Below are 21,715 nucleotides of genomic sequence, written 5' to 3' on the forward strand. Positions count from 1 at the left end.
ACGACACCTCCCGTGCAGCAGCGACGCATCGGAGACCGGACCGTCAGCGCCATCGGGCTCGGGGCGATGCCCCTGTCCACCAAGACCGACCGCCCCTCCCGCGAGGACGCGATCGCCACGATCCACGCCGCGCTCGACGCCGGCGTGACGCTCGTCGACACCGCCGACGCCTACGCCGCCGACGAGTCGGAGTTCGGGCACAACGAGTCGCTCGTGGCCGAGGCGCTGGCCTCCCACGGCGCCACCGACGTGCTGGTGGCGACCAAGGGCGGGCACACGCGGCAGGGCACCGACTGGCTCCTCGACGGGTCGCCCGCGTACCTGCGGCGGGCCTGCGAGGCCTCGCTGCGGCGCCTCGGGGTGGACGCGATCGGGCTCTACCAGTTCCACCGGCCCGACCCGGACACGCCGTGGGAGGAGTCGATGGGCGCGCTGCGGCAGCTCGCCGACGACGGCCTGGTGCAGCTGGTCGGCGTCTCCAACGCCGACGTCGCGCAGATCGACATCGCCCGGTCGATCGTGGGGCGGGCGCTGGCGGCCGTGCAGAACCAGTTCTCGCCGGGCTGGCGGTTCTCCGCCGACGAGGTCGCCCACTGCGCGGCGCACGGGCTGGCGTTCCTCCCGTGGAGCCCGTTCGGCGGGGTGACCGCGGCCGGGTCCCTGGAGGCGACGGCGCCCGCCTTCGCCGAGGTGGCCGCCGAGGTGGGCGTGTCGGTGTACCGCGTGACGCTGGCCTGGCACCTGGCGCAGGCCGACGTCGTCGTCCCGATCCCGGGGGCGTCGCGGCCGGCCTCGATCCAGGACTCCGCCGCCGCGGCGGACCTGCAGCTGACCCCCGACCAGCTCGCCCGCCTGGACGCCGCCTGACCCGGTTCCCTCCCGAGTGCGCAGTTGCGGTCGCCGACACGCGCGGACACGCCGCCGTCAGCGACCTCGACTGCTCATTCGGCCGCCGTCCACAGCCGGCTCGGCCGTCCACCGATCCGGCTGAGAGCTCCTCCACGACCTCTGTCGCCGCGACGGTCGCGGCGTGGCCGACTCCGAACTGCGCCCCGCCTACACCTGGCAGGATGCCCGGGACGCCGGGCTGACTCGCGCACAGCGACGGGACGACGGCGTGCGGGTCAGCCGCGGCGCCTACGTCTCCCGCGCCGTCCCACTGTCCCTGCACGCCGCGTGCTCCGCCGTCCTCCCCGTCCTGCCCGCCGGCGCCGTCGTGTCGCACCGGACCGCTGCGGCGCTCCTCGGTGCACCCGTGCCGCATGGCTGGCCGCTCGAGGTCAGCGTGCCGCCGGGCACCTACCGACCACGCCGCCGCCGACTCCGGGTACACGTGCGCGACCTGCTGGCCGAGGACGTGACCTGGCACCGTGGTCTCCCGGTCACCAGCGGCCCGCAGACGTGGCTCGACCTCGCGGCCGTCCTGGACCCACCCGAGCTCGTCGCGGTCGGCGATGCCCTGTACCGAGCCGGGCACCTCGACGAGGGCTCGCTGTCCGGGCGCCTCGCGCGGGCGGACGGCGTGCGCGGGGTCGTCCGGGCGCGGGAGTGGGCGCCGCTGCTGTCCCCGCTGGCGATGTCGCGACCCGAGAGCGTGGTCCGCTGCGTGCTCATCCAGGCAGGTCTCCCCCACCCTCGACCTCAGGTGGAGATCGAGAGCGCGTCCGGCCGCGTGGTCGCGCACAGCGACCTCGGCTGGCCGGAGTGGCGGGTGGCGGTCGAGTACGAGGGACGGCAGCACGCGGACCCCCGGCAGTTCGGTAGGGACCTCGACCGCTACTCGCTGATGGCCGCCGACGGCTGGATCACCATCCGGTACGGCGCCGACCACCTCCGCCGGCCGGAGGTCGTCGTCGACCGGGCGACCCGGGCGCTGCGCAGCCGCGGGGCGGTCTGGTGAGCCGACCGAGCAGTTGCGGTCGCCGACACGCGGCGACACTCCGCGGGGGGCGACCGCGACTGCTCACTCGGGCGGCAGGACCGCAGGACCCCTCAGCCGGTGGGGTCGGTCGGGCCGGGGGCGCCGGGCTCGCCGGGCAGCGGCGGCTCGTCGACCACCGCGTCGATCCCGGCCTCCTTGCGCTGCGCCTCGGTGATCGGCGTCGGGGCACCGGTCAGCGGGTCGTAGCCGGCGCCGGTCTTGGGGAACGAGATGACCTCGCGGATCGAGTCGACCCCGGCCAGCAGCGCGGTCAGCCGGTCCCAGCCCAGGGCGGCCCCGGCATGCGGCGGCGGGCCGTAGGCGAACGCCTCGAGGAAGAACCCGAACCGCTCCCGGGCCTCCTCGCGCGACATGCCCAGCGTCTCGAACACCCGCTCCTGCAGCGCCGCGTCGTGGATGCGGACCGAGCCGCTGAGCACCTCGTTGCCGTTGATCACCATGTCGTAGGCGTCGGACAGCGCCGCTCCCCGGTCCTCGGGGAAGCGCTCCCGCCACTCGGGCGTGGGCGAGGTGAACGGGTGGTGCATGAAGGTCCAGTCGCCGTCCTCGGTCTGCTCGAACATCGGGAAGTCGACGACGAACAGGAACGACCACGACCCGGGCTCGACGAGCTCCAGCCGCCGGGCGATCTCGTTGCGGGCCGCGCCCAGCAGCTCCTGCGACGACCGGCGCGGCCCGGCGGCGAAGAACACGCAGTCGCCCGGGGAGGCCCCGACGGCGGAGACCAGGCCCGCCCGCTCGGTGTCGGAGATGTTCTTGGCCACCGGCCCGCCGAGGGTGCTGTCCTCGGCGACGGTGACGTACGCCAGCCCGCGGTAGCCGCGGGAGCGCGCCCAGTCCTGCCAGGCGTCGAAGGCCCGCCGCGGCTGCGAGCCGCCGCCGGGCATGACCACCGCCCCGACGTAGGGCGCCTGGAACACCCGGAAGGGCGTGTCGGCGAAGAACGACGTCAGCTCGGTGAGCTCGATGCCGAAGCGCAGGTCGGGCTTGTCCGACCCGAACCGGTCCATCGCCTCGCGGTAGGTCATCCGCGGGATCTCGGGCACCTCGTGGGAGGCCAGCTCGCGCCACAGCGTCCGGACGACGTCCTCGGCGATCGCCAGCACGTCGTCGCGGTCGGCGAAGCTCATCTCGAAGTCCAGCTGGGTGAACTCCGGCTGCCGGTCGGCGCGGAAGTCCTCGTCGCGGAAGCAGCGGGCGATCTGGTAGTAGCGCTCCAGCCCGCCGATCATCAGCAGCTGCTTGAACAGCTGCGGCGACTGGGGCAGCGCGTACCACTTGCCCGGCTGCAGCCGGACCGGGACGACGAAGTCGCGGGCGCCCTCGGGGGTCGAGCGGGTGAGCGTCGGCGTCTCCACCTCGACGAACCCGTGCTGCGCCATGACGCCGCGGGCCACGCGGTTGACCTCGCTGCGCAGCCGCAGCACCCGGGCCGGGCCCTGGCGGCGCAGGTCGAGGTAGCGGTACCGGTATCGGACGTCGTCGCTGGCGGCCTGGTCGGTCTCGATCGGGAACGGCAGCGGCGCGGCGGCCGACAGCACCGTCAGCTCGCTCGCGGCCACCTCGACCTCGCCGGTGGGCAGCTCCGGGTTCTCGTTGCCGGCCGGCCGCTGCCGGACCTCCCCGGTCACCTGCACGCAGAACTCGTTGCGGAGGGCGTGCGCCTCCTCCTCGCGGACGACGACCTGGACGTAGCCCGACGCGTCGCGCAGGTCGACGAAGACGACGCCGCCGTGGTCGCGCCGGCGGGCCACCCAGCCGGCGAGGGTGACGGTGGAACCGGCGTCGGACGCGCGGAGCGTGCCGGCGTCGTGGGTGCGGAGCACTTCAGCGCCTTTCAGCAGGGGGGAGAGTCACCAGCGGTCGTGCACGTGCACGCGGATGCGCTCGTCGTAGAGCCGCTCGAGGTCGGCGAGCTCGGCGTCGGTCAGCGGCGGGAGGTCGGCGGCCGCGGCGTTGGACCGCGCCTGCTCGACCGAGCGGGCGCCGGGGATGACGCAGGTGACGCCGGGCTGCTGGACCACCCAGCGCAGCGCCACCTGGGCCGGCGTCCGGCCGCCGCAGATCGCGGTGAACTCGCGCGCGGCGGCGACGCCGACGTCGTAGGGCACGCCGGCGAAGGTCTCGCCCACGTCGAAGGCCTCGCCGTTGCGGTTGAAGTTCCGGTGGTCGTCGGCGGCGAACGTCGTCGACTCGTCGTACCGGCCCGACAGCAGGCCGCTGGCCAGCGGCACCCGCGCCAGGACCCCGACGCCGCGCGCGGCCGCGGTGGGCAGCAGCTCCTCCAGCGGCTTGCGGCGGAAGACGTTGAGGATCACCTGGACCGTCGCCACGCCCGGGTGCTCGAGTGCGGTGAGTCCCTCGGCGACGGTCTCCACCGACACCCCGTAGGCCGCGATCGCGCCGTCCTCGACGAGGGCGTCGAGGGCGTCGTGGACCCGCTGGTCGGAGTAGACGGCCGTCGGCGGGCAGTGCAGCTGCACGAGGTCGAGGGTGTCGACGCCGAGGTTGCGCCGCGACCGGTCGACCCAGGCACGCAGGTTCTCCGGGGTGTACTGCGCGGCCTCGAAGGGGTCGGCGCGGCGGCCGGCCTTGGTGGCCACGAACGGCCGGTCGGACCGGGCGGCCAGGGCCTTGCGGATGCGCTCCTCGCTGCGGCCGTCGCCGTAGACGTCGGCGGTGTCGAGCAGGGTGACGCCGGCGTCGAGGGCGGCGTCGAGCACCTCGCCGGCGGTGTCCTCGTCGACGTCGCCCCAGTCACCGCCGAGCTGCCAGGTGCCCAGGCCGACGACGGACACGTCCGCGCCGGTCCGTCCGAGGGGCCGGGTCTCCATCACGCAGTCACCACTCCCTGAGAAACCGCCGTCGTCAGCGCCTCGAACAGCTCACCCACGGGGACGGCGCGCTGCTCCCCCGTGCGCAGGTCCTTGAGCTGGCCGACGCCCTCGGCCAGGTCCCGCTCGCCGATCACGACCGCGTGCGAGGCGCCCGACCGGTCGGCGGCCTTCATGGCGCCCTTGAGCCGGAGGTCGCCGTACACGGTGTCGGCGGGCACCCCGGCCGCGCGCAGCTGCCCCACCAGCCGGACCGCCAGCCGCTTGGCCTCCGCGCCCAGCGGCACGACGAACGCCCGCACCCCGGCCGACGCCGCGACGTCGAGCCCCTCGGCCTGCACGGCCAGCAGCGTCCGGTCGACGCCGACGGCGTAGCCGATGCCCGACACGTCGGGGCCGCCGAGCGCCGCCGACAGCCCGTCATAGCGGCCGCCGCCGCCGATCGCCGACTGCGCGCCGAGCCCGGAGTGGACGAACTCGAACGTCGTCTTCGTGTAGTAGTCCAGCCCGCGCACCAGCCGGGGCGCCTCGGTCCAGGTCACGCCGAGGTCGGTGAGGTGCTGGCGGACGGCGTCGTAGTGCGCCCGGGTGGAGTCCGAGAGGTGGTCGACCATCAGCGGCGCGTCGTCGAGCTGGGCCTGCACCTCGGAGCGCTTGTCGTCGAGCACCCGCAGCGGGTTGATCTCCGCGCGGCGCCGGGTCTCCTCGTCCAGGTCGAGCTTCTCCAGGTAGGCGACCAGCAGCTCGCGGTACTGCGGCCGGCAGGTCGCGTCGCCCAGCGAGGTGAGCAGCAGCTCGAAGTCGGTCAGCCCCAGGTCGCGGAACCCCTGCACGCCCAGCGCCACCACCTCGGCGTCCAGCGCGGGGTCGTCGACGCCGAGGGCCTCCATGTCGACCTGGGTGAAGTGCCGGTAGCGGCCGGCCTGCGGGCGCTCGTAGCGGAACGCCGAGCCGACCGTCCACAGCTTCACCGGCAGCGCGCCGGTGTGCAGCCGGTGCTCGATGAACGCGCGCACCAGCCCGGCGGTGAGCTCGGGGCGCAGCGTCAGCGACCGGCCGCCGCGGTCGGCGAAGGTGTACATCTCCTTGGTCACGACGTCGGTGGACTCCCCCACCCCGCGGGAGAAGACGGCGGTCTCCTCGAACACCGGCGTCTCGACGTAGCCGTAGCCGGCCCGCCGCAGCGGTGCGGTGAGCGTGTCGCGGACGGCGAGGAAGCGGGCCGACTCCGGCGGCAGGACGTCGAAGGTCCCCTTCGGCGCGCTCAGGTGGGTGCTCACAGGCCGCGCGCCCCCGGAGCGGAGGCGGCCTCGGCCAGATAGGGGTTGGTCGCCCGCTCGCGGCCGATCGTGGTCGCCGGGCCGTGCCCGGGCAGCACGACCGTCGCGTCGTCCAGCGGCAGGACGACGTCGTGCAGCGAGGTGAGCATCGCCTCCCACGAGCCGCCGGGCAGGTCCACCCGGCCGACCGAGCCGGCGAACAGCACGTCGCCGGCCAGCAGCCCGGGGGCCTCCCCCAGGTCGAGGGAGAACACGACCGAGCCCTGCGTGTGCCCGGGCGCGTGCCGCACGGTCAGCTCCACCCCGGCCAGCGACAGCACCGCGCCGTCGTCGAGCCGGCGGACCTCCGAGGGGTCGGGCAGGCGCACCCCGGTGATCAGTGGCGCCAGCTGCGGTCCGTGCCAGCGGACCGGGTCGGCCAGCATCCCGGAGTCGGCCGGGTGCAGGTAGGCCGGGATGTCGTAGCCCTCGCAGACCGGCAGGACGGAGAACGTGTGGTCGAGGTGGCCGTGGGTGAGCACCACCGCGACGGGCTTGAGACCGTCCTCGGCCAGCATCCGGGCGAGCGGCTCGACGGCGTCCATGCCCGGGTCGACGACGACGCACTCCGCGCGCGGCCCGGAGGCGACGGTGTAGCAGTTGGTGCCGAAGGCGCCGGCCGGGAACGAGCGGATGAGCACCCGTGCAGGTTACGCGGGTGATCTCGCGGCCCTCCGGTCCGGCGACCGGGTCCGCTCAGGGAGCGCACCTACACTCGCGGCCGACCAGCGGGGCACTGCGCGACGCGGCGCGGGAGCCGCAGCGGCCGACGCCCCGCCGAGCAGCCGTTCCCCCGAGGAGTGTCCGACCCGTGCCGACCAACAAGCAGCGCCGGGTGGCCGCGCAGCGCCGTCTGCAGCGCCAGCTCGAGCGCCGCGCGGAGCTCGCCCGCAAGCGCCGCCGCAACCTGCTCGTCGTGGTGACCGTCGTCGCCGTCGTGCTCGTGGCCGGGGCGGTGGCCCTGGTCGCCGGCCTGGGAGGTGACGACGACCCGGGCGCCGAGGCCGCCGCCACCAGCAGCAGCTCGTCGGCACCGTCGGCGGGCCCGGGGGCCGAGCGGGCCGGGCAGACCACCACGGCCGGACCCTGCACCTACACCTACGACGCCCAGGGCAGCTCGGGCGTCGCCGTGGATGCACCGTCCGGTGACCTGCCGACCGAGGGCACGGTGACCGAGACGATGACCACGAGCGCCGGCGCGATCGGGCTCACCCTCGATCGAGCGGGGTCTGCGGCGTGCGCCACGGCGAGTTTCGTGTCGCTGTCGGAGCAGGGCTTCTTCGACGACACCCCGTGCCACCGGCTGACCACCAGCCCCGGTCTGCAGGTCCTGCAGTGCGGCGACCCCTCGGGGCAGGGCACCGGCGGTCCCGGCTACAGCTTCCCCACCCAGGTCACCGGCACGGAGACCTACCCGCGGGGCGTGATCGCCATGGCGAACAGCGGGCAGGGCACGGACGGCAGCCAGTTCTTCCTGGTCTACGGCGACAGCCTGCAGGGCAACCCGAACTACACGGTCTTCGGCACCATCGACGAACCCGGGCTGGCCGTCCTCGACACGATCGCCGCGGCCGGGGTGGCCGGCGGGTCGACCGACGGGGCGCCCGCCACCCCGGTGACCATCACCTCGATGACCGTCGTCCCGTGAGGCCGGCGCGGGCGGGCGCCGGGCTGGCCGGCGCGCTGCTGGCGCTCACCGCCTGCTCGGGCAGCGTCACCGGGTCGGCGTCGTCGGTCCCCGGCGGTACCGGCGGCGCCCCGGGCGGCGCGGCCGGCGGGGTGGCGACGACGACCTGCGACTGGGTGGCCGCGCGCTCGGGCAACCCGTACGCCGTCGAGGTCCCCCCGCCGCCGGCGGAGGTGCCCGCCGAGGGCACCGCGGCCGTGCGGATGACGACCAGCCTGGGCGAGCTGACGCTGACCCTCGACCGGGCCGGCGCCCCGTGCGCGGCGGCGAGCACGCTGCACCTGGCCGAGGAGGGCTTCTTCGACGGCTCGGCCTGCCACCGGGAGGTCGACACCGAGGGGCTGCGGGTGCTGCAGTGCGGCGACCCCACCGGCACCGGCGCCGGCGGGCCCACCTACGCCTTCCCCACCGACGTCGACGGCTCGGAGACCTACGGGCGCGGCACGGTGGCCATGGCCAACAGCGGGCAGGGCCTCGACGGCAGCCAGTTCTTCCTCGTCTGGGGCGACAGCGCGCTGCCGCCGGACTACACCGTCGTCGGCTCCGTGGACGACGCCGGGCTGGCCGTGCTCGACGCCGTCGCGGCCAACGGCAACGACGGCTCGCTCGACCCGAGCCCCGGCGGCGGCGCACCGACCGTCCCGGTGACGATCACGGCGGTGACGCCGGCCGGCTGACGCGCCTCCCCGGCCGCGCCGTCCCCGGTGGTGCCCGCGGAGCCGGGGCAGACTCGTGGCGGTGACCGCCCGACCCGATCCGTACGCCGGCTTCCCCTCCGGGTTCTTCGCCCGCGCCGACGAGACCCCCGACGGGCTCTTCTACGCACCCCAGCGCCTGGTCACCCACATCGACGACGCGGCGATCGCCGCGGTCGGCGACCTCTACGCCGAGCTGGGCATCGACGGGTCGGCGCCCGCGCCGCGCCGGGTGCTGGACCTCATGTCATCGTGGGTCTCGCACTTCCGGACGCCGCCGGCCGAGCTGGTGGTCCTCGGCATGAACGCCGAGGAGCTCGCGGCCAACCCCGCAGCCACCGAGCGGGTGGTGCACGACCTCAACGCCGACCCCCGGGTGCCGCTGCCCGACGACGACGTCGACGCCGCCGTCTGCTGCGTGTCGATCGACTACCTGACCCGGCCGATCGAGGTCCTCGCCGAGGTCGGACGCGTGCTGCGGCCGGGCGGGACCCTGGCGGTCACCTTCTCGAACCGCTGCTTCCCGACCAAGGCCGTCCGCGGCTGGCTGCTCACCGACGACGTCCAGCACGGCGCGATCGTCGCCGAGCTGGTCCGGCGCACCGGCCGCTTCGGCGAGCCCGACGTCTCCCTGCGCACGACGCCCGGCGCCGGCGACCCGCTCTGGGCGGTGGTGGCCACGGCACGATGAGCGGCCCGGCGTCCGGCGCTCAGGACACGTCCTCGACGGTGACGTCCACGGCAGCCACCGGCAGGCCGAAGGTCGCCTCCGCCACCGCCGCGACCCGGCGCCGGACGAGTTCGGCGAGGTCCGGCAGCCAGACACCGACGTGCGCGCCGGGACGTCCGCTGATCGAGCCGCGCCACGATCAGGGAACCTGATCGTCGAGCGTCCTCCCTCACGTCCCACGGTGAGGGAGGACGCCGCACGATCAGGTCACCTGATCATCGCGACGCGCTCAGGCGGTGACGCGCTCGACGTCGAAGACGCCCTCGACGTTGCGGACCGTCTGCAGCACCGCGCCGAGGTGGGCCGGGTCGGCCAGCTCGAAGGTGAACCGGCTGACCGCCACCCGGTCGCGGCTGGTCTGCACCGACGCCGAGAGGATGTTGACCCGCTCGTCGGCCAGCGCCCGGGTGACGTCGGAGAGCAGCCGGTGCCGGTCGAGCGCCTCGACCTGGATCGCGACGAGGAACACCGACCCGGGCTGGCTGGCCCACTCGACCTCGACCAGCCGCTCGGGCTTGCGCTGCAGGTCGCCGGCGTTGGTGCAGTCGGTGCGGTGCACGCTCACCCCTCCGCCGCGGGTGACGAAGCCGAGGATCTCGTCGCCGGGCACCGGGGTGCAGCACTTGGCGAGCTTGGCCCAGACGTCGCCCATCCCGTGCACGACGATGCCCGGGTCGCCGCTGGCCGCGCGCCGGTGCACCGGCCGGCGCATGGGGATGGTCGTCTCGGCGATGTCCTCGGCCGCGCCCTCGGTGCCGCCCAGCGCGGTGATCAGCTTCTCGACGATCGAGGAGGCCGAGATCTGGTTCTCCCCCACCGCGGCGTAGAGCGCGGTGACGTCGGCGTAGCGCAGGTCCTTGGCCAGGGTCACCAGGGCCTCGCCGCCGAGCAGCCGCTGCAGCGGGAGGCCGGACTTGCGCATGGCCCGGGTCAGGGCCTCCTTGCCGGCCTCCACCGCGTCGTCGCGGCGCTCCTTGGTGAACCACTGCCGGATCTTGGTGCGCGCCCGCGAGGACCCCACGAAGCCGAGCCAGTCCTGGGACGGGCCGGCCGTCGGCGAGCGGGAGGTGAAGATCTCCACGACGTCGCCGTTGCTGAGCTTGCTGTCCAGGCTCACCAGGGCGCCGTTGACCCGGGCGCCGATGCAGCGGTGCCCGACCTCGGTGTGCACCGCGTAGGCGAAGTCGACCGGCGTCGCCTCGCCGGGCAGGCTGATCACGTCGCCCTTGGGCGTGAAGACGAAGACCTCCTGCGGGCCGAGGTCGTAGCGCAGCGTCTCGAGGAACTCGCCGGGCTCCTGCGCCTCGCGCTGCCAGTCCAGCAGCTGGCGCAGCCACAGCATGTCGTCGGGCGTGCCGACCTTCGCCGCGCCGAGCTCACCGGGACCGGGCCGCCCGCCCGCCCGCGCCTTCTCCTTGTACTTCCAGTGCGCGGCGATGCCGAACTCGGCCGTGCGGTGCATGTCGTGCGTGCGGATCTGCAGCTCGACCGGCTTGCCCTGCGGGCCAATCACCGTCGTGTGCAGCGACTGGTACATGTTGAACTTCGGCATCGCGACGAAGTCCTTGAACCGCCCCGGCACCGGCTGCCAGTGGGCGTGCATGATGCCCAGCGCCGCGTAGCAGTCGCGGACGGTGTCGACCAGGATGCGGATGCCGACGAGGTCCCAGATGTCGGTGAAGTCCCGGCCGCGGACGATCATCTTCTGGTAGATCGAGTAGTAGTGCTTGGGCCGGCCGGTGACGACGGCCTCGATGCCGGCGGCCTTGAGCTGCTCGGTGACCGCGGCGGTGACCTCGGCGAGGTAGGTGTCGCGCGAGGGCGCCCGCTCGGCGACCAGCCGCACGATCTCGTCGTAGCGCTTGGGGTAGAGCGTGGCGAAGGCGAGGTCCTCGAGCTCCCACTTGATGGTGTTCATGCCCAGGCGGTGGGCCAGCGGGGCGAGGATCTCCAGCGTCTCGCGCGCCTTCTTCTCCTGCTTCTCCGGCGGGAGGAAGCGCAGCGTGCGCATGTTGTGCAGCCGGTCGGCGAGCTTGATGACCAGCACCCGCGGGTCGCGGGCCATCGCCACGATCATCTTGCGGATCGTCTCGGCCTGGGCGGCGTCACCCAGCTTCACCTTGTCGATCTTGGTGACGCCGTCGACGAGGTGGGCGACCTCGGGGCCGAAGTCGGCGCTGATGGCCTCCAGGGTCTTGCCGGTGTCCTCGACGGTGTCGTGCAGCAGCGCGGCGACCAGCGTCGTGGTGTCCATCCCCAGCCCGGCCAGGACGGTGGCCACGGCCAGCGGGTGGGTGATGTAGGGATCGCCGCTCTTGCGCTTCTGCGTGGCGTGCGCGGCCTCGGCCACGTCGTAGGCCCGCTGCAGCAGCGCCAGGTCGGCCTTGGGGTGGCTCTGCCGGTGCAGGGAGGCCAGCGGCTCCAGGACCGGTCGGACCAGGCTGGCGCGCTGCCCGGCGACGATGCGGCGGGCCAGCCGGTCCCGGACGCGGCGCGGGCGCGGGGACCCGCCGTCACCCTCCGTGGGCGGCTCGCTGCCGACGTCGTCGGGACGGCGGACCAGCGGCCGGCTCGGGAGCGGCGCGCGCTGGTCGGGCTGTGAGCCGGCCGGCTCCTCGGGCCGCGCGCCAGCCACGTTGGTGACCGGCGCGTCCGGGGGCACGGCTACTCCTGCCCTGTTGAGGAGGAACGACCCTCACCATGCTAGCCGGGACCGGGACCGCCGGAGGCCGGACGGGCCGGACGGGCCCCTCAGGTGGTCCAGAGGGCGTGCACGGCGTGCGGCGCGATCCGCTGGCGCCCGCCGAGCTCGGCCAGCTCGATGACCACCGACACCGCCGTGACGACCGCGCCCAGCTCCTCGACCAGGGCGAGCGCGGCGCCGAGCGTGCCGCCGGTGGCGAGGACGTCGTCGACGAGCAGCACCCGCTGCCCCGGCCGCAGGGAGTCGGTGTGCATCTCGACGGTGGCCGTGCCGTACTCGAGCACGTACTCGGCGCTCACCCGCTCCCGCGGCAGCTTGCCGGCCTTGCGCACCGGGACGACACCGACGCCGGTGTGCAGCGCCACGGCCGCGGCCAGCAGGAAGCCGCGGGCCTCGACGCCGACCACGACGTCGAAGCCGGGGTCGGACGGGGCGCCGTCGTCGGTGTGCGCCACCGCGGCCACCCGGGGGTCGGCCAGCTGCGGCGCGGCCAGGCCCTCGACCATGCGGCGGAACGCCGGCCCGTCGGCGAAGACCGGCGTCAGGTCGCGGAACAGCACGCCCGGGACCGGGAAGTCGGGGACGTCGACCGCGTGGCTCGCGATGAGCTCGTCGAGCGGCTGCAGCGCCTCGGGGACGCTCACCGGCGCTTCTTGGTGCTGCCGGAGCGGCCGCCGGGCCGCTGCGGGCGCTGCCCGGGGCGCGGTGCCGCGCTGGCGCCGTGCGGGCGGGGGCCACGGGCCGGCTCGGGGCCGACGGAGGACGGCGACTCGACGACGACGTCGGCCTGCGCCGGGCCCAGCGCGCCCGGGTCCCGGTCGGCGGGGTCCCGCTCGGCCAGGGCGACCCCGCCGCGGGCGCCGCCGCGGTTGCGGCGGGCGCTGGCGACCGGCCCGGCGACGGCGCGGGTGCCCTGCCGGGCGGCCGCCGAGCGGCGGGCCAGCACGCGGCGGCGCAGCGCGACCTGCTCGGGCTCGCGCTCCTTGAGGTCGGCCACGATCGGCGTGGCCAGGAAGATCGAGGAGTAGGCGCCGGCGGCCAGGCCGACGAACAGCACGAGCGCCAGGTCCTTGAGCGTGCCGACGCCGAGCAGGCCGGCGCCGACGAACAGCAGCCCGGCGACCGGCAGCAGCGCGATCACCGAGGTGTTGATCGAGCGCATCAGCGTCTGGTTGACCGCGAGGTTGGCCGCCTCGCCCCAGGTCATGCGCGCGCCGGAGGACAGGCCGCGGGTGTTCTCGTCGACCTTGTCGAAGACGACGACGGTGTCGTAGAGCGAGAACCCGAGGATGGTCAGCAGGCCGATGACCGTCGAGGGCGTGACCTCGAACCCGATCAGCGAGTACACGCCGGCGGTGACGAGCAGGTCGTGCAGCAGCGCGAGGATCGCCCCGATGGCCATCTTCGGCTGGAACCGGACGGCGAGGAACGCGACGACGGCGACGAGGAACACCGCCAGCGCGAGCAGCGCCTGGTCGGTGATGTCCTGCCCCCACTGGGCGCTGACCGCGTCGGGGCTCACCTCGTCGGGGGCGATCCCGGCGGCGTCGGCGACGGCCTGGACGACGGCCCGCTCGCCGTCGTTGTCCAGGGCGCCGGTGCGCAGCAGCACGGTGTCGCCGCCGACCACCTGCGCCGAGGCGACGTCGGCCCCGGCGTCGGTGGCCGCGGCGCGCACCTGCTCGAGCTGGGCGCTGGTCCCGGGCAGCCGGAAGCTGTTGCCGCCCTCGAAGTCGATGCCGAAGTTGAACCCGCGGAACACCATCGAGGCGATGCAGACCAGCACGACGACCGCGGTGACCTTGTAGATCAGCCGGCTGCGGCCGACGACGTCCAGGCCCGCCTCGCCGTTGTAGAGCCGGTGGGCCAGCGACGCCCGGCGGCGCGGACGGCGGACCGCGCCGGGCTCGCCCTCGGCAGCCAGGCCCGCGTCGACCAGCGCCTCGTCGTCGGCGGCCGCGGCGGCGTCCTCGGTGGCCGCGGCGGTGGCGGCGCGGGCCTCGTCGGCCTCGGTGCCCGGGGGCACGCCGTCGGCCGGCCCGTGGTGCTGCTCGCGGCTCATGCCTGGCTCCTGTCCTGGGACGCGCGGGCGCCGCTGCCGGCGCCGACGAGCTCGCGCCCGGCGGCGGGGACCGGCCCGCCGGCACGGCGGGACCGGTCGACCCGGCCCAGGCCGGAGAAGCGGCTCTGCCCGAAGGTCCGGTAGCGGGCCAGCACGGCCATCAGCGGGTGGGTGAAGAGGAAGACGACGATCAGGTCGAGCACCGTGGACAGACCGAGGGTGAACGCGAATCCCTTCACGTCGCCGATGGCCAGCCAGTAGAGGATCGCCGCGGCCAGGAAGCTGACCGCGTCGGCCGACAGGATCGTGCGGCGGGCGCGGACCCAGGCGCGCGGCACCGCCGACCGCAGCGTGCGACCCTCCCGGATCTCGTCCTTGAGCCGCTCGAAGTAGACGACGAACGAGTCGGCCGTGATGCCGATCGACACGATGAACCCGGCGATCCCGGCGAGGCTGAGCGTGAACCCGATCTGGCGGCCCAGCAGCACCAGGCTGGCGTAGACGACCACCGCCGAGAGGAACAGGCTGGCGATCATCACCAGGCCGAGCAGCCGGTAGTAGACCAGGGCGTACACGAAGACCAGGGCGATGCCGATGGCGCCGGCGATGAGGCCCGCCCGCAGCTGCTCGGCGCCGAGCTCGGTGGAGATCGACTGCGCGGTGGCCTGGGTGAACGTCAGCGGCAGCGCGCCGTAGCGCAGCTGGTTGGCCAGCTCCTCGGCGCTCTGCTGGGTGAAAGAGCCGGTGATCGTGGTCTGGCCGTTGATGGCGGTGGTGATGCTGGGCGCGGAGACCACCCGGCCGTCGAGGGTGAAGGCGACGTTGTTGCCGATGTTGGCGGCCGTGTACTCCGCCCAGGTGGCCCGGCCGGTGGAGTTGAAGTCCAGCAGCACGACCCACTCACCGGTGGTCTGCTGTGTGCCTGCGCTGGCGTCGGTGATGTCGGTGCCCTCGAGGATCGCCGGGCCGAGGAGGTACTTGACGCTGCCGTCCTCGCTGCACGCGGCCACGTGGTCCTCGGAGCGGTCGACCGCGCCGGCGGCCTCCTCCGGCGAGCAGGTCAACGTCGCGTACGCGGCGGCGGCCTGCTCCTGGGTCACCGGCGGAGCGTCGGGGTCGGGGATGGCCGGGTCGGCCACGGCGCCGTCGGTGGTCGTCGCGCCCGCGCCGTCGGCGGGCGCGGCGGAGTCGGTGGGCGCGGCGGAGTCGGTGGGCGCGGCGGAGTCGGTGGCCGCGGCGGAGTCGGTGGCCGCGGCGGGGTCCGACGGCGTGGCCGCGTCGGCGGGCGCCGCGCTGTCGCCCGCGCCGGCGCTCTCGCTCGGGGCGGCGCTGTCGCCGGTCTCCGCCGGCGCGGCCGGCTCGGGACCGCTGATGACCGGCCGGAACCGCAGCTGGGCGGTCTGGCCCAGCTCGCGCGCCTGCTCGCCGTTGTCCCCGGGCACCGAGATGACGATGTTGGAGTCGCCCTCGGTGACCACCTCGGCCTCGGCCACGCCGAGGCCGTTGACCCGCTGCTCGATGATCTGGCGGGCCAGCTCGAGGTCCTCGGGGGCCGGCGCCTGGCCGTCGGGGGTGCGGGCGGTGAGGGTGACGGTGGTGCCGCCGCGCAGGTCCAGGCCCAGCTGCGGCGTCCGGTCGGTGCCGGTGGAGAAGATCAGGCCGTACATGACGGCGATGATCAGCACCAGCGCGCCGAAGTAGCGGCGCGCGGGCAGGGCGCGGTTGGCCACGGGTCCTCCGGTCAGAGGGTCTTGCCGGAGGGGCCGTCACCGGGGCGGTCGTCCCGGGCCGGCAGGTCGTCGGCCACGGGGTCGACGACGGGGTCCACCACCGGGTCCACGGCCGGGCCGGTCACCGCCGGCTGCCGGACCTGGACGACGGCCTGGCGCGCGTAGGTCACCACGACGCCCGGGGCGATCTCGACCTGGACGGTGGCCGGGTCGTCGAGACCGGCGACCGTGGCGTACACGCCGCCGGCCATCGTCACCGGCGCGCCGACGGCGAGGGCCGACTGCGTCTGGTTCTGCTGGCGCTTGCGGGCCCGCGCCGGCAGCACGATCAGCGCCACGAACGCCAGCACCAGCAGGAGCAGGGGGAACAGTTCCACGACGGGAGTGCCTCTCTACCGCGCTCACGTGCACGCGGTGGGTGCGGTCCGGGTCGGGACCGCTCGGGTACGTCGGTCACGGCACGCACGGCAACCGGCCGCCGACACACGGGTCGCACGGCCGGGACCGGGTCGACCCGGCGAGGGGTCGAGTTGCGCGCCAGCGCCGACGAGTCTAGGCGTCGAACAACGGTTCCGACGACGAACCCGGGTCGCGCGGGACTGCTGTGACACCCCCGAGGGGGATCCCGCCGCGCGGCACCGGCCGGCCGAGGTGCCGCCACGCCGCCTCGGTGGCCACCCGTCCCCGCGGGGTGCGCGCCAGCAGGCCGGCCCGCACGAGGAACGGCTCGCACACCTCCTCGACGGTGTGCGACTCCTCCCCCACGGCGACGGCCAGCGTGCTCACGCCCACCGGGCCGCCGTGGAACTTCGCGACCAGCGCCTCGAGCACCTCGCGGTCGAGCCGGTCGAGGCCGAGCTCGTCGACGTCGTAGAGCGCGAGCGCGGCGCGGGCGACGGCGCGGGTGACCCGCCCGTCGGCCTCCACCTCGGCGTAGTCGCGCACCCGGCGCAGCAGCCGGTTGGCGATGCGGGGCGTGCCGCGGGAGCGGCCGGCGATCTCGGCCGACCCGTCGTCGGTGAGGTCGACGCCGAGCAGGTCGGCGCTGCGCGCGAGCACCTGCTGCAGCTCGGCGGGCTCGTAGAACTCCATCTGCCCGACGAAGCCGAACCGGTCGCGCAGCGGGCCGGTGAGCAGGCCGGCGCGGGTGGTGGCGCCGACGAGGGTGAACGGGTTGATCTCCAGCGGGATGGCGGTGGCCCCGGGCCCCTTGCCGACGACGACGTCGACCCGGAAGTCCTCCATCGCCATGTACAGCAGCTCCTCGGCCGGCCGGGCGATGCGGTGGATCTCGTCGATGAACAGCACGTCACCGGGGCCGAGGTTGGACAGCATCGCGGCCAGGTCGCCGGAGCGCTCGATCGCCGGGCCGCTGGTGATCTTCACCGCGGTGCCCAGCTCCGAGCCGATGATCAGCGCGAGGCTGGTCTTGCCCAGCCCGGGCGGACCCGACAGCAGCACGTGGTCCGGCGGCCGGCCGCGGCGCTTGGCGCCCTCGAGCACCAGCGCGAGCTGGCGGGCCACCTTGGGCTGGCCGATGAAGTCGTGCAGCGAGTGCGGCCGCAGCGCCGACTCGACCACCCGCTCCTCGTCACCGGCCTGCGGCGAGACGCCGAACTCCCGGCCCAGGCCGCCGTCGACCTCCCCGGTCAGCGCCCGGTCGAACGGCGTGCTCATGACCTGCCCAGCAGCTGCAGGGCCTGGCGCAGCAGCAGCGCGACGTCGACCCGCCCGGTGGCGGTGAGCTGCTCGTCGGCCACCGGCGTCAGCGCGGTGATGGCGGTGTCGGCCTCCCGGCTGCTCCAGCCCAGCCCGACCAGCGCCGAGGCGAGCTGGTCACGCCACGGTGCCACCGCCGTGAGCGGGCCGGCGCCGGCAGGCAGCGCGGCCGGGCCGTCGAGCTGGGTGTCCGTCGTCGTGGTCCCCAGCCGGTCGCGCAGCTCCAGGATCAGCCGCTCGGCGCCCTTCTTGCCGATGCCGGGCACCTGCATCAGCGCCTTGACGTCGGCCATCGACACCGCGCGGCGGACCTCCCGCGGCGGGTGGATGGCCAGCACCGCCTGGGCCAGCCGCGGGCCGACGCCGTTGGCCGTCTGCAGCAGCTCGAACAGCTGGCGCTCGTCGTCGTCGGCGAAGCCGTAGAGGGTCAGGGAGTCCTCGCGGACGACGAGGCTGGTGGCCAGCCGCGCGTCCTGGCCCACGGTCAGCCGGGCGATGGTGCCGGGCGTGCACTGCACCGACAGGCCGATCCCGCCGACCTCGACCACCGCGCCGTCCGGCGAGACGGCGGCCACCCGGCCGCTCACCGACGCGATCACCGGCTCACCCCCGTCCAACGCGGCAGCGTCGTCGAGCGGACCGGCGCGCCGATCCCGCCGGCGATCGCGGCGACCCGCAGCCGGTCCTGGGCCGGGCCGCGCCAGACGTGGCAGACCGCCAGCGCCAAGGCGTCGGCGGCGTCGGCCGGCTTGGGGGCGGCCGACAGGCCCAGCACCCGGGTGACCATGAGGGCGACCTGCTCCTTGTCCGCGCGGCCGTTGCCGGAGATGGCCGCCTTGACCTCGCTGGGCGTGTGCCAGGCGACCGGTCGGTCGGCCTGCGCCGCGGCCAGCGCCGCGACCCCGGCCGCCTGGGCGGTGCCGGTGGCGGTGCCCTTGTTGTTCTGCGTGAAGACGCGCTCGATGGCCACGACGTCGGGCCGGTGCTCGCGCAGCAGCGCCGTCACCTGGGTGTGCAGCTCCAGCAACCGCAGCTCCAGGTCCAGCTCGGCGGAGCTGCGGATGACCCCCACCCCGACGGCGGCCGGGCGGGCGCCGGGGCGGCCGTCGACCACTCCCCACCCGCACCGGGTCAGCCCCGGGTCGATGCCGAGCACCCGCATGGCGCTGCCTCCCACGGACGCGTCTCCCCCCGGCCGAACTGGTGTTCGACCGAGGCTAACCGCCGTGGCCGACGATCGGGTGCGACACGCCCGTCCGGTGCCGTGCTGGAACGGCCCCCTCGCAGGGGCCCGCGCCGAGCGGAGCGAGGTGTGGGGGGCGAGGGGGTCCTTCGATCAGCCGACGCGCTCGAGCACCTCGTCGGAGACGTCGTAGTTGGCGTAGACGTTCTGGACGTCGTCGCAGTCCTCGAGCGCGTCGATGAGGCGGAACACCTTGCCGGCGCCGTCCTCGTCGAGCTCGACGGTGACGCTGGGGACGAAGCCGGCCTCGGCCGAGTCGTAGTCGATGCCGGCGTCCTGCAGGGCGGTGCGCACGGCGACCAGGTCGGTGGGCTCGCAGACGACCTCGAAGGTGTCGCCGAGGTCGCGGACCTCCTCCGCGCCGGCGTCGAGGACGGCCATGAGCACGCTGTCCTCGTCGACGCCGGCGGCCCGCGGCACGACGATGACGCCCTTGCGGGTGAACAGGTAGGACACCGAGCCCGGGTCGGCCATCGAGCCGCCGTTGCGGGTCATCGCGGTGCGGACCTCGGAGGCCGATCGGTTGCGGTTGTCGGTGAGGCACTCGACGAGCACCGCGACGCCGCCGGCGGCGTAGCCCTCGTAGGTGATGTTCTGGTACTCGACGCCGCCGGCCTCCAGGCCCGCGCCGCGCTTGACCGCCCGGTCGATGTTGTCGTTGGGGACCGAGGTCTTCTTCGCCTTCTGGATGGCGTCGTAGAGCGTCGGGTTGCCCGCCGGGTCACCGCCGCCGGTGCGGGCCGCGACCTCGATGTTCTTGATCAGCTTGGCGAACAGCTTGCCGCGCTTGGCGTCGATCGCGGCCTTCTTGTGCTTGGTGGTCGCCCACTTGGAATGGCCGCTCACTGATCTCCTCCGGGGTGGGGGGCACCGGCGCCGGCGCCACTGGGGACAGCCACCGCCCCGCCGACCGCGGCCGCGCGCCGCACGATCTCCACGAAGAGCGCGTGGACCCGGGTGTCCCCGGTCAGCTCGGGGTGGAAGCTGGTGGCCACGACGTCGCCCTGGCGCACCGCGACGATCCTACCGTCGGCCGCTCCGCCCACGACCCGCCCGAGGACCTGCACCCCCGGCCCGGCCTGCTCGACCCACGGCGCGCGGATGAACACCGCCGACAGCGGTCCGCCGGGCACGCCGACGAGCGCGATCCGCGACTCGAAGGACTCGGCCTGCCGGCCGAAGGCGTTGCGCCGCACGGTGACGTCGAGGCCGCCCACGGTGGGCTGGTCCGGCGGGGCGTCGAGCAGCCGGTCGGCCAGCAGCACCAGGCCCGCGCAGGTGCCGTAGGCCGGCAGCCCGCCGCGGACGGCGTCGCGCAGCGGCTCGAGCAGGCCGGTGCGGACGGCGAGCTTGGTCATCGTCGTCGACTCCCCGCCCGGCAGGACCAGCCCGTCGACGGCGGCCAGCTCCTCGGGACGCCGGACCGGCACCGCCTCGGCGCCCAGGCCGGTGAGGACGGCGAGGTGCTCGCGGACGTCGCCCTGCAGCGACAGGACGCCGATGCGCGGCCCGCTCACCAGCCGCGGGTGGCGAAGCGCTCGGTCTCGGGCAGCGTCGCCACGTTGATCCCGACCATCGGCTCGCCCAGGCCGCGGGAGACCTTGGTGATCACGGCCGGATCGTCGAAGAAGGTGGTGGCCTGCACGATCGCCGCCGCGCGCTGCGCCGGGTCGCCGGACTTGAAGATGCCCGAGCCCACGAACACGCCCTCGGCCCCGAGCTGCATCATCATCGCCGCGTCGGCCGGGGTGGCGATGCCGCCGGCGGTGAACAGCACGACCGGCAGCTTCCCGGCGCGGGCCACCTCGACCACCAGGTCGTGCGGGGCGCGCAGCTCCTTGGCCGCGACGTACAGCTCGGTCTCGTCGAGGGTGGCCAGCCGCCGGATGCCGGCGCGCAGGGCCCGCATGTGCCGGGTGGCCTCGACGACGTTGCCGGTGCCGGCCTCGCCCTTGGACCGGATCATGGCCGCGCCCTCGGCGATCCGGCGCAGCGCCTCGCCCAGGTCGGTCGCGCCGCAGACGAAGGGCACGGTGAAGTCGCGCTTGGCGATGTGGTGGGCCTCGTCGGCCGGGGTCAGGACCTCGGACTCGTCGACGTAGTCCACGCCCAGGCTCTGCAGCACCTGCGCCTCGACGAAGTGGCCGATGCGGGCCTTGGCCATCACCGGGATGGAGACCGCGTCGATGATCCCCTGGACCATGTCGGGGTCGCTCATGCGGGCGATGCCGCCCTGCGTGCGGATGTCGGCGGGTACCCGCTCCAGCGCCATGACCGCGACCGCGCCGGCGTCCTCGGCGATGCGCGCCTGCTCCGGGGTGACGACGTCCATGATCACGCCGCCCTTGAGCTGCTCGGCCAGGCCGCGCTTGACGCGGTCGGTGCCGGTCGCCGGCGCGGCGGTCGGGTCGGTCGGGACGTCGGCGTGCGAGGACACGGGCTGCTCCAGGAGAGGGGGGACCCGGGCCGGACGGCCCACGACCGCGACCATCGTAGGTCGGGTCAGCGGGCCGCCGACGTGCCGCTGGTCACGGCATCCAGTCCGTCCTCGACGTCGAAGAACCGCGGCAGCGGCCGGTCGCCGTGCAGCCGCAGCAGCCGGGGCAGCCGGCGCTCGCGCAGCAGGTGCGTGTCGCGGACGGCGTCGTTGTAGAAGCGGCGCGCCAGGGCGATGCGGTCCTCGGCCTCAGCGAGGCCGCCCAGCAGCGCCGGCGGGAGGCCGATCAGGTCGGCGGGGAGGGCGCGCAGCTCCCGGCCGAGGGCGTTCTCGGCCAGCTCGCGGTCACCGGCCGGCAGCTCGCGGGCCTCGTAGGCCGCCGTCTTCAGCCGGGCGGTGCGGTCCTCCCCCAGGACGGCGGAGTGCTCCGCGGCCAGGTCGGCGGCGAGGGCGGCGCGCTGCCCCAGCCGGGTGTCGAGGACCGTCCACGCCCGCGCCACGCGCCCCTCCAGGCGGCGCAGGCGGGTGAGCGTCCACGCCGTCCAGGCCAGCAGGAGGACGACGACGCCCACGAGGAGGAGCAACCAGGCCTCGGGCGTCACGGCCGACCACG

General features: G+C 74.8%; 21 protein-coding genes. 5 read left to right on the forward strand and 16 right to left on the reverse strand.

Annotated features, from left to right (window positions below; all coding sequences use genetic code 11):
• The first annotated feature begins 12 nt into the window (after positions 1-12).
• Positions 13-867, forward strand: coding sequence for an aldo/keto reductase (locus ACWIZO_RS22875; RefSeq protein ID WP_448639897.1), 855 nt, complete (start codon positions 13-15; stop codon positions 865-867).
• 163 nt (positions 868-1,030) lie between these two features.
• On the forward strand, positions 1,031-1,900 hold the full coding sequence (locus tag ACWIZO_RS22880; protein WP_448639898.1) for a hypothetical protein: 870 nt from the start codon (positions 1,031-1,033) through the stop codon (positions 1,898-1,900).
• Between the two features lie 92 nt (positions 1,901-1,992).
• Here the strand turns inward: ACWIZO_RS22880 and aspS are convergent, their stop codons facing one another.
• From aspS to ACWIZO_RS22900, 4 genes are read right to left on the reverse strand one after another with little or no spacing between them, the layout of a single operon-like run.
• Positions 1,993-3,768, reverse strand: a complete 1,776-nt coding sequence (aspS, locus tag ACWIZO_RS22885; RefSeq protein WP_448639899.1) for an aspartate--tRNA ligase — start codon at positions 3,766-3,768, stop codon at positions 1,993-1,995.
• Between the two features lie 27 nt (positions 3,769-3,795).
• Positions 3,796-4,740 carry an aldo/keto reductase gene (locus ACWIZO_RS22890; protein ID WP_448639900.1) on the reverse strand — a complete coding sequence of 315 codons (945 nt, stop codon included), beginning with the start codon at positions 4,738-4,740 and terminating at the stop codon, positions 3,796-3,798.
• A 35-nt stretch (positions 4,741-4,775) separates the two neighbouring features.
• Positions 4,776-6,056, reverse strand: a complete 1,281-nt coding sequence (gene hisS / locus ACWIZO_RS22895) for a histidine--tRNA ligase (RefSeq protein WP_448639901.1) — start codon at positions 6,054-6,056, stop codon at positions 4,776-4,778.
• A complete protein-coding gene (locus ACWIZO_RS22900; protein WP_448639902.1) occupies positions 6,053-6,736 on the reverse strand; it encodes an MBL fold metallo-hydrolase in 684 nt (227 codons plus the stop codon). Before ACWIZO_RS22900 ends, hisS begins: the two co-directional genes overlap by 4 nt.
• A 170-nt stretch (positions 6,737-6,906) precedes the next feature.
• Between ACWIZO_RS22900 and ACWIZO_RS22905 the strand changes: the two genes are divergently transcribed.
• From ACWIZO_RS22905 to ACWIZO_RS22915, 3 genes are all read left to right on the forward strand, one after another.
• Complete coding sequence (locus ACWIZO_RS22905) at positions 6,907-7,743, forward strand: peptidylprolyl isomerase (RefSeq protein ID WP_448639903.1); 837 nt, start codon at positions 6,907-6,909, stop codon at positions 7,741-7,743.
• The gene (locus ACWIZO_RS22910) at positions 7,740-8,459 is read left to right on the forward strand and encodes a peptidylprolyl isomerase (RefSeq protein WP_448639904.1); all 720 of its coding nucleotides are present in this window, start codon (positions 7,740-7,742) and stop codon (positions 8,457-8,459) included. The genes ACWIZO_RS22905 and ACWIZO_RS22910 overlap by 4 nt, the downstream gene beginning before the upstream one ends.
• A gap of 61 nt (positions 8,460-8,520) precedes the next feature.
• Positions 8,521-9,168, forward strand: a complete 648-nt coding sequence (locus ACWIZO_RS22915) for a class I SAM-dependent methyltransferase (protein WP_448639905.1) — start codon at positions 8,521-8,523, stop codon at positions 9,166-9,168.
• A 268-nt stretch (positions 9,169-9,436) separates the two neighbouring features.
• Here ACWIZO_RS22915 and ACWIZO_RS22920 read toward each other — a convergent pair whose 3' ends face one another.
• The 12 genes from ACWIZO_RS22920 to ACWIZO_RS22975 form a co-directional block, all read right to left on the reverse strand.
• Positions 9,437-11,869: a RelA/SpoT family protein gene (locus tag ACWIZO_RS22920; protein ID WP_448639906.1), complete on the reverse strand. Its 2,433-nt coding sequence runs from the start codon at positions 11,867-11,869 to the stop codon at positions 9,437-9,439.
• Between the two features lie 89 nt (positions 11,870-11,958).
• Positions 11,959-12,555: an adenine phosphoribosyltransferase gene (locus ACWIZO_RS22925; RefSeq protein WP_448639907.1), complete on the reverse strand. Its 597-nt coding sequence runs from the start codon at positions 12,553-12,555 to the stop codon at positions 11,959-11,961.
• Entirely contained in the window at positions 12,552-13,973 is a 1,422-nt protein-coding gene (gene secF, locus ACWIZO_RS22930) for a protein translocase subunit SecF (protein ID WP_448639908.1), read from the reverse strand. Before secF ends, ACWIZO_RS22925 begins: the two co-directional genes overlap by 4 nt.
• Complete coding sequence (secD, locus tag ACWIZO_RS22935; protein ID WP_448639909.1) at positions 13,970-15,703, reverse strand: protein translocase subunit SecD; 1,734 nt, start codon at positions 15,701-15,703, stop codon at positions 13,970-13,972. Before secD ends, secF begins: the two co-directional genes overlap by 4 nt.
• Positions 15,704-15,714: 11 nt before the next feature.
• Entirely contained in the window at positions 15,715-16,080 is a 366-nt protein-coding gene (gene yajC / locus ACWIZO_RS22940; RefSeq protein WP_448639910.1) for a preprotein translocase subunit YajC, read from the reverse strand.
• 175 nt (positions 16,081-16,255) lie between these two features.
• Positions 16,256-17,380 (reverse strand): Holliday junction branch migration DNA helicase RuvB, encoded by a 1,125-nt coding sequence (ruvB, locus tag ACWIZO_RS22945; RefSeq protein ID WP_448639911.1) that lies wholly within the window; start codon positions 17,378-17,380, stop codon positions 16,256-16,258.
• Entirely contained in the window at positions 17,377-18,021 is a 645-nt protein-coding gene (gene ruvA, locus ACWIZO_RS22950) for a Holliday junction branch migration protein RuvA (RefSeq protein ID WP_448639912.1), read from the reverse strand. Before ruvA ends, ruvB begins: the two co-directional genes overlap by 4 nt.
• Complete coding sequence (gene ruvC / locus ACWIZO_RS22955) at positions 18,018-18,599, reverse strand: crossover junction endodeoxyribonuclease RuvC (protein WP_448639913.1); 582 nt, start codon at positions 18,597-18,599, stop codon at positions 18,018-18,020. Before ruvC ends, ruvA begins: the two co-directional genes overlap by 4 nt.
• Before the next feature lie 159 nt (positions 18,600-18,758).
• A complete protein-coding gene (locus ACWIZO_RS22960) occupies positions 18,759-19,511 on the reverse strand; it encodes a YebC/PmpR family DNA-binding transcriptional regulator (protein ID WP_448639914.1) in 753 nt (250 codons plus the stop codon).
• Positions 19,508-20,182, reverse strand: coding sequence for a pyridoxal 5'-phosphate synthase glutaminase subunit PdxT (pdxT, locus tag ACWIZO_RS22965; RefSeq protein WP_448639915.1), 675 nt, complete (start codon positions 20,180-20,182; stop codon positions 19,508-19,510). Before pdxT ends, ACWIZO_RS22960 begins: the two co-directional genes overlap by 4 nt.
• Positions 20,179-21,102, reverse strand: a complete 924-nt coding sequence (pdxS, locus tag ACWIZO_RS22970) for a pyridoxal 5'-phosphate synthase lyase subunit PdxS (protein ID WP_448639916.1) — start codon at positions 21,100-21,102, stop codon at positions 20,179-20,181. The genes pdxT and pdxS overlap by 4 nt, the downstream gene beginning before the upstream one ends.
• 65 nt (positions 21,103-21,167) lie before the next feature.
• Positions 21,168-21,704: a hypothetical protein gene (locus tag ACWIZO_RS22975; RefSeq protein WP_448639917.1), complete on the reverse strand. Its 537-nt coding sequence runs from the start codon at positions 21,702-21,704 to the stop codon at positions 21,168-21,170.
• Positions 21,705-21,715 lie beyond the last annotated feature (11 nt).

The organism is Geodermatophilus sp. URMC 63, assembly GCF_053502565.1.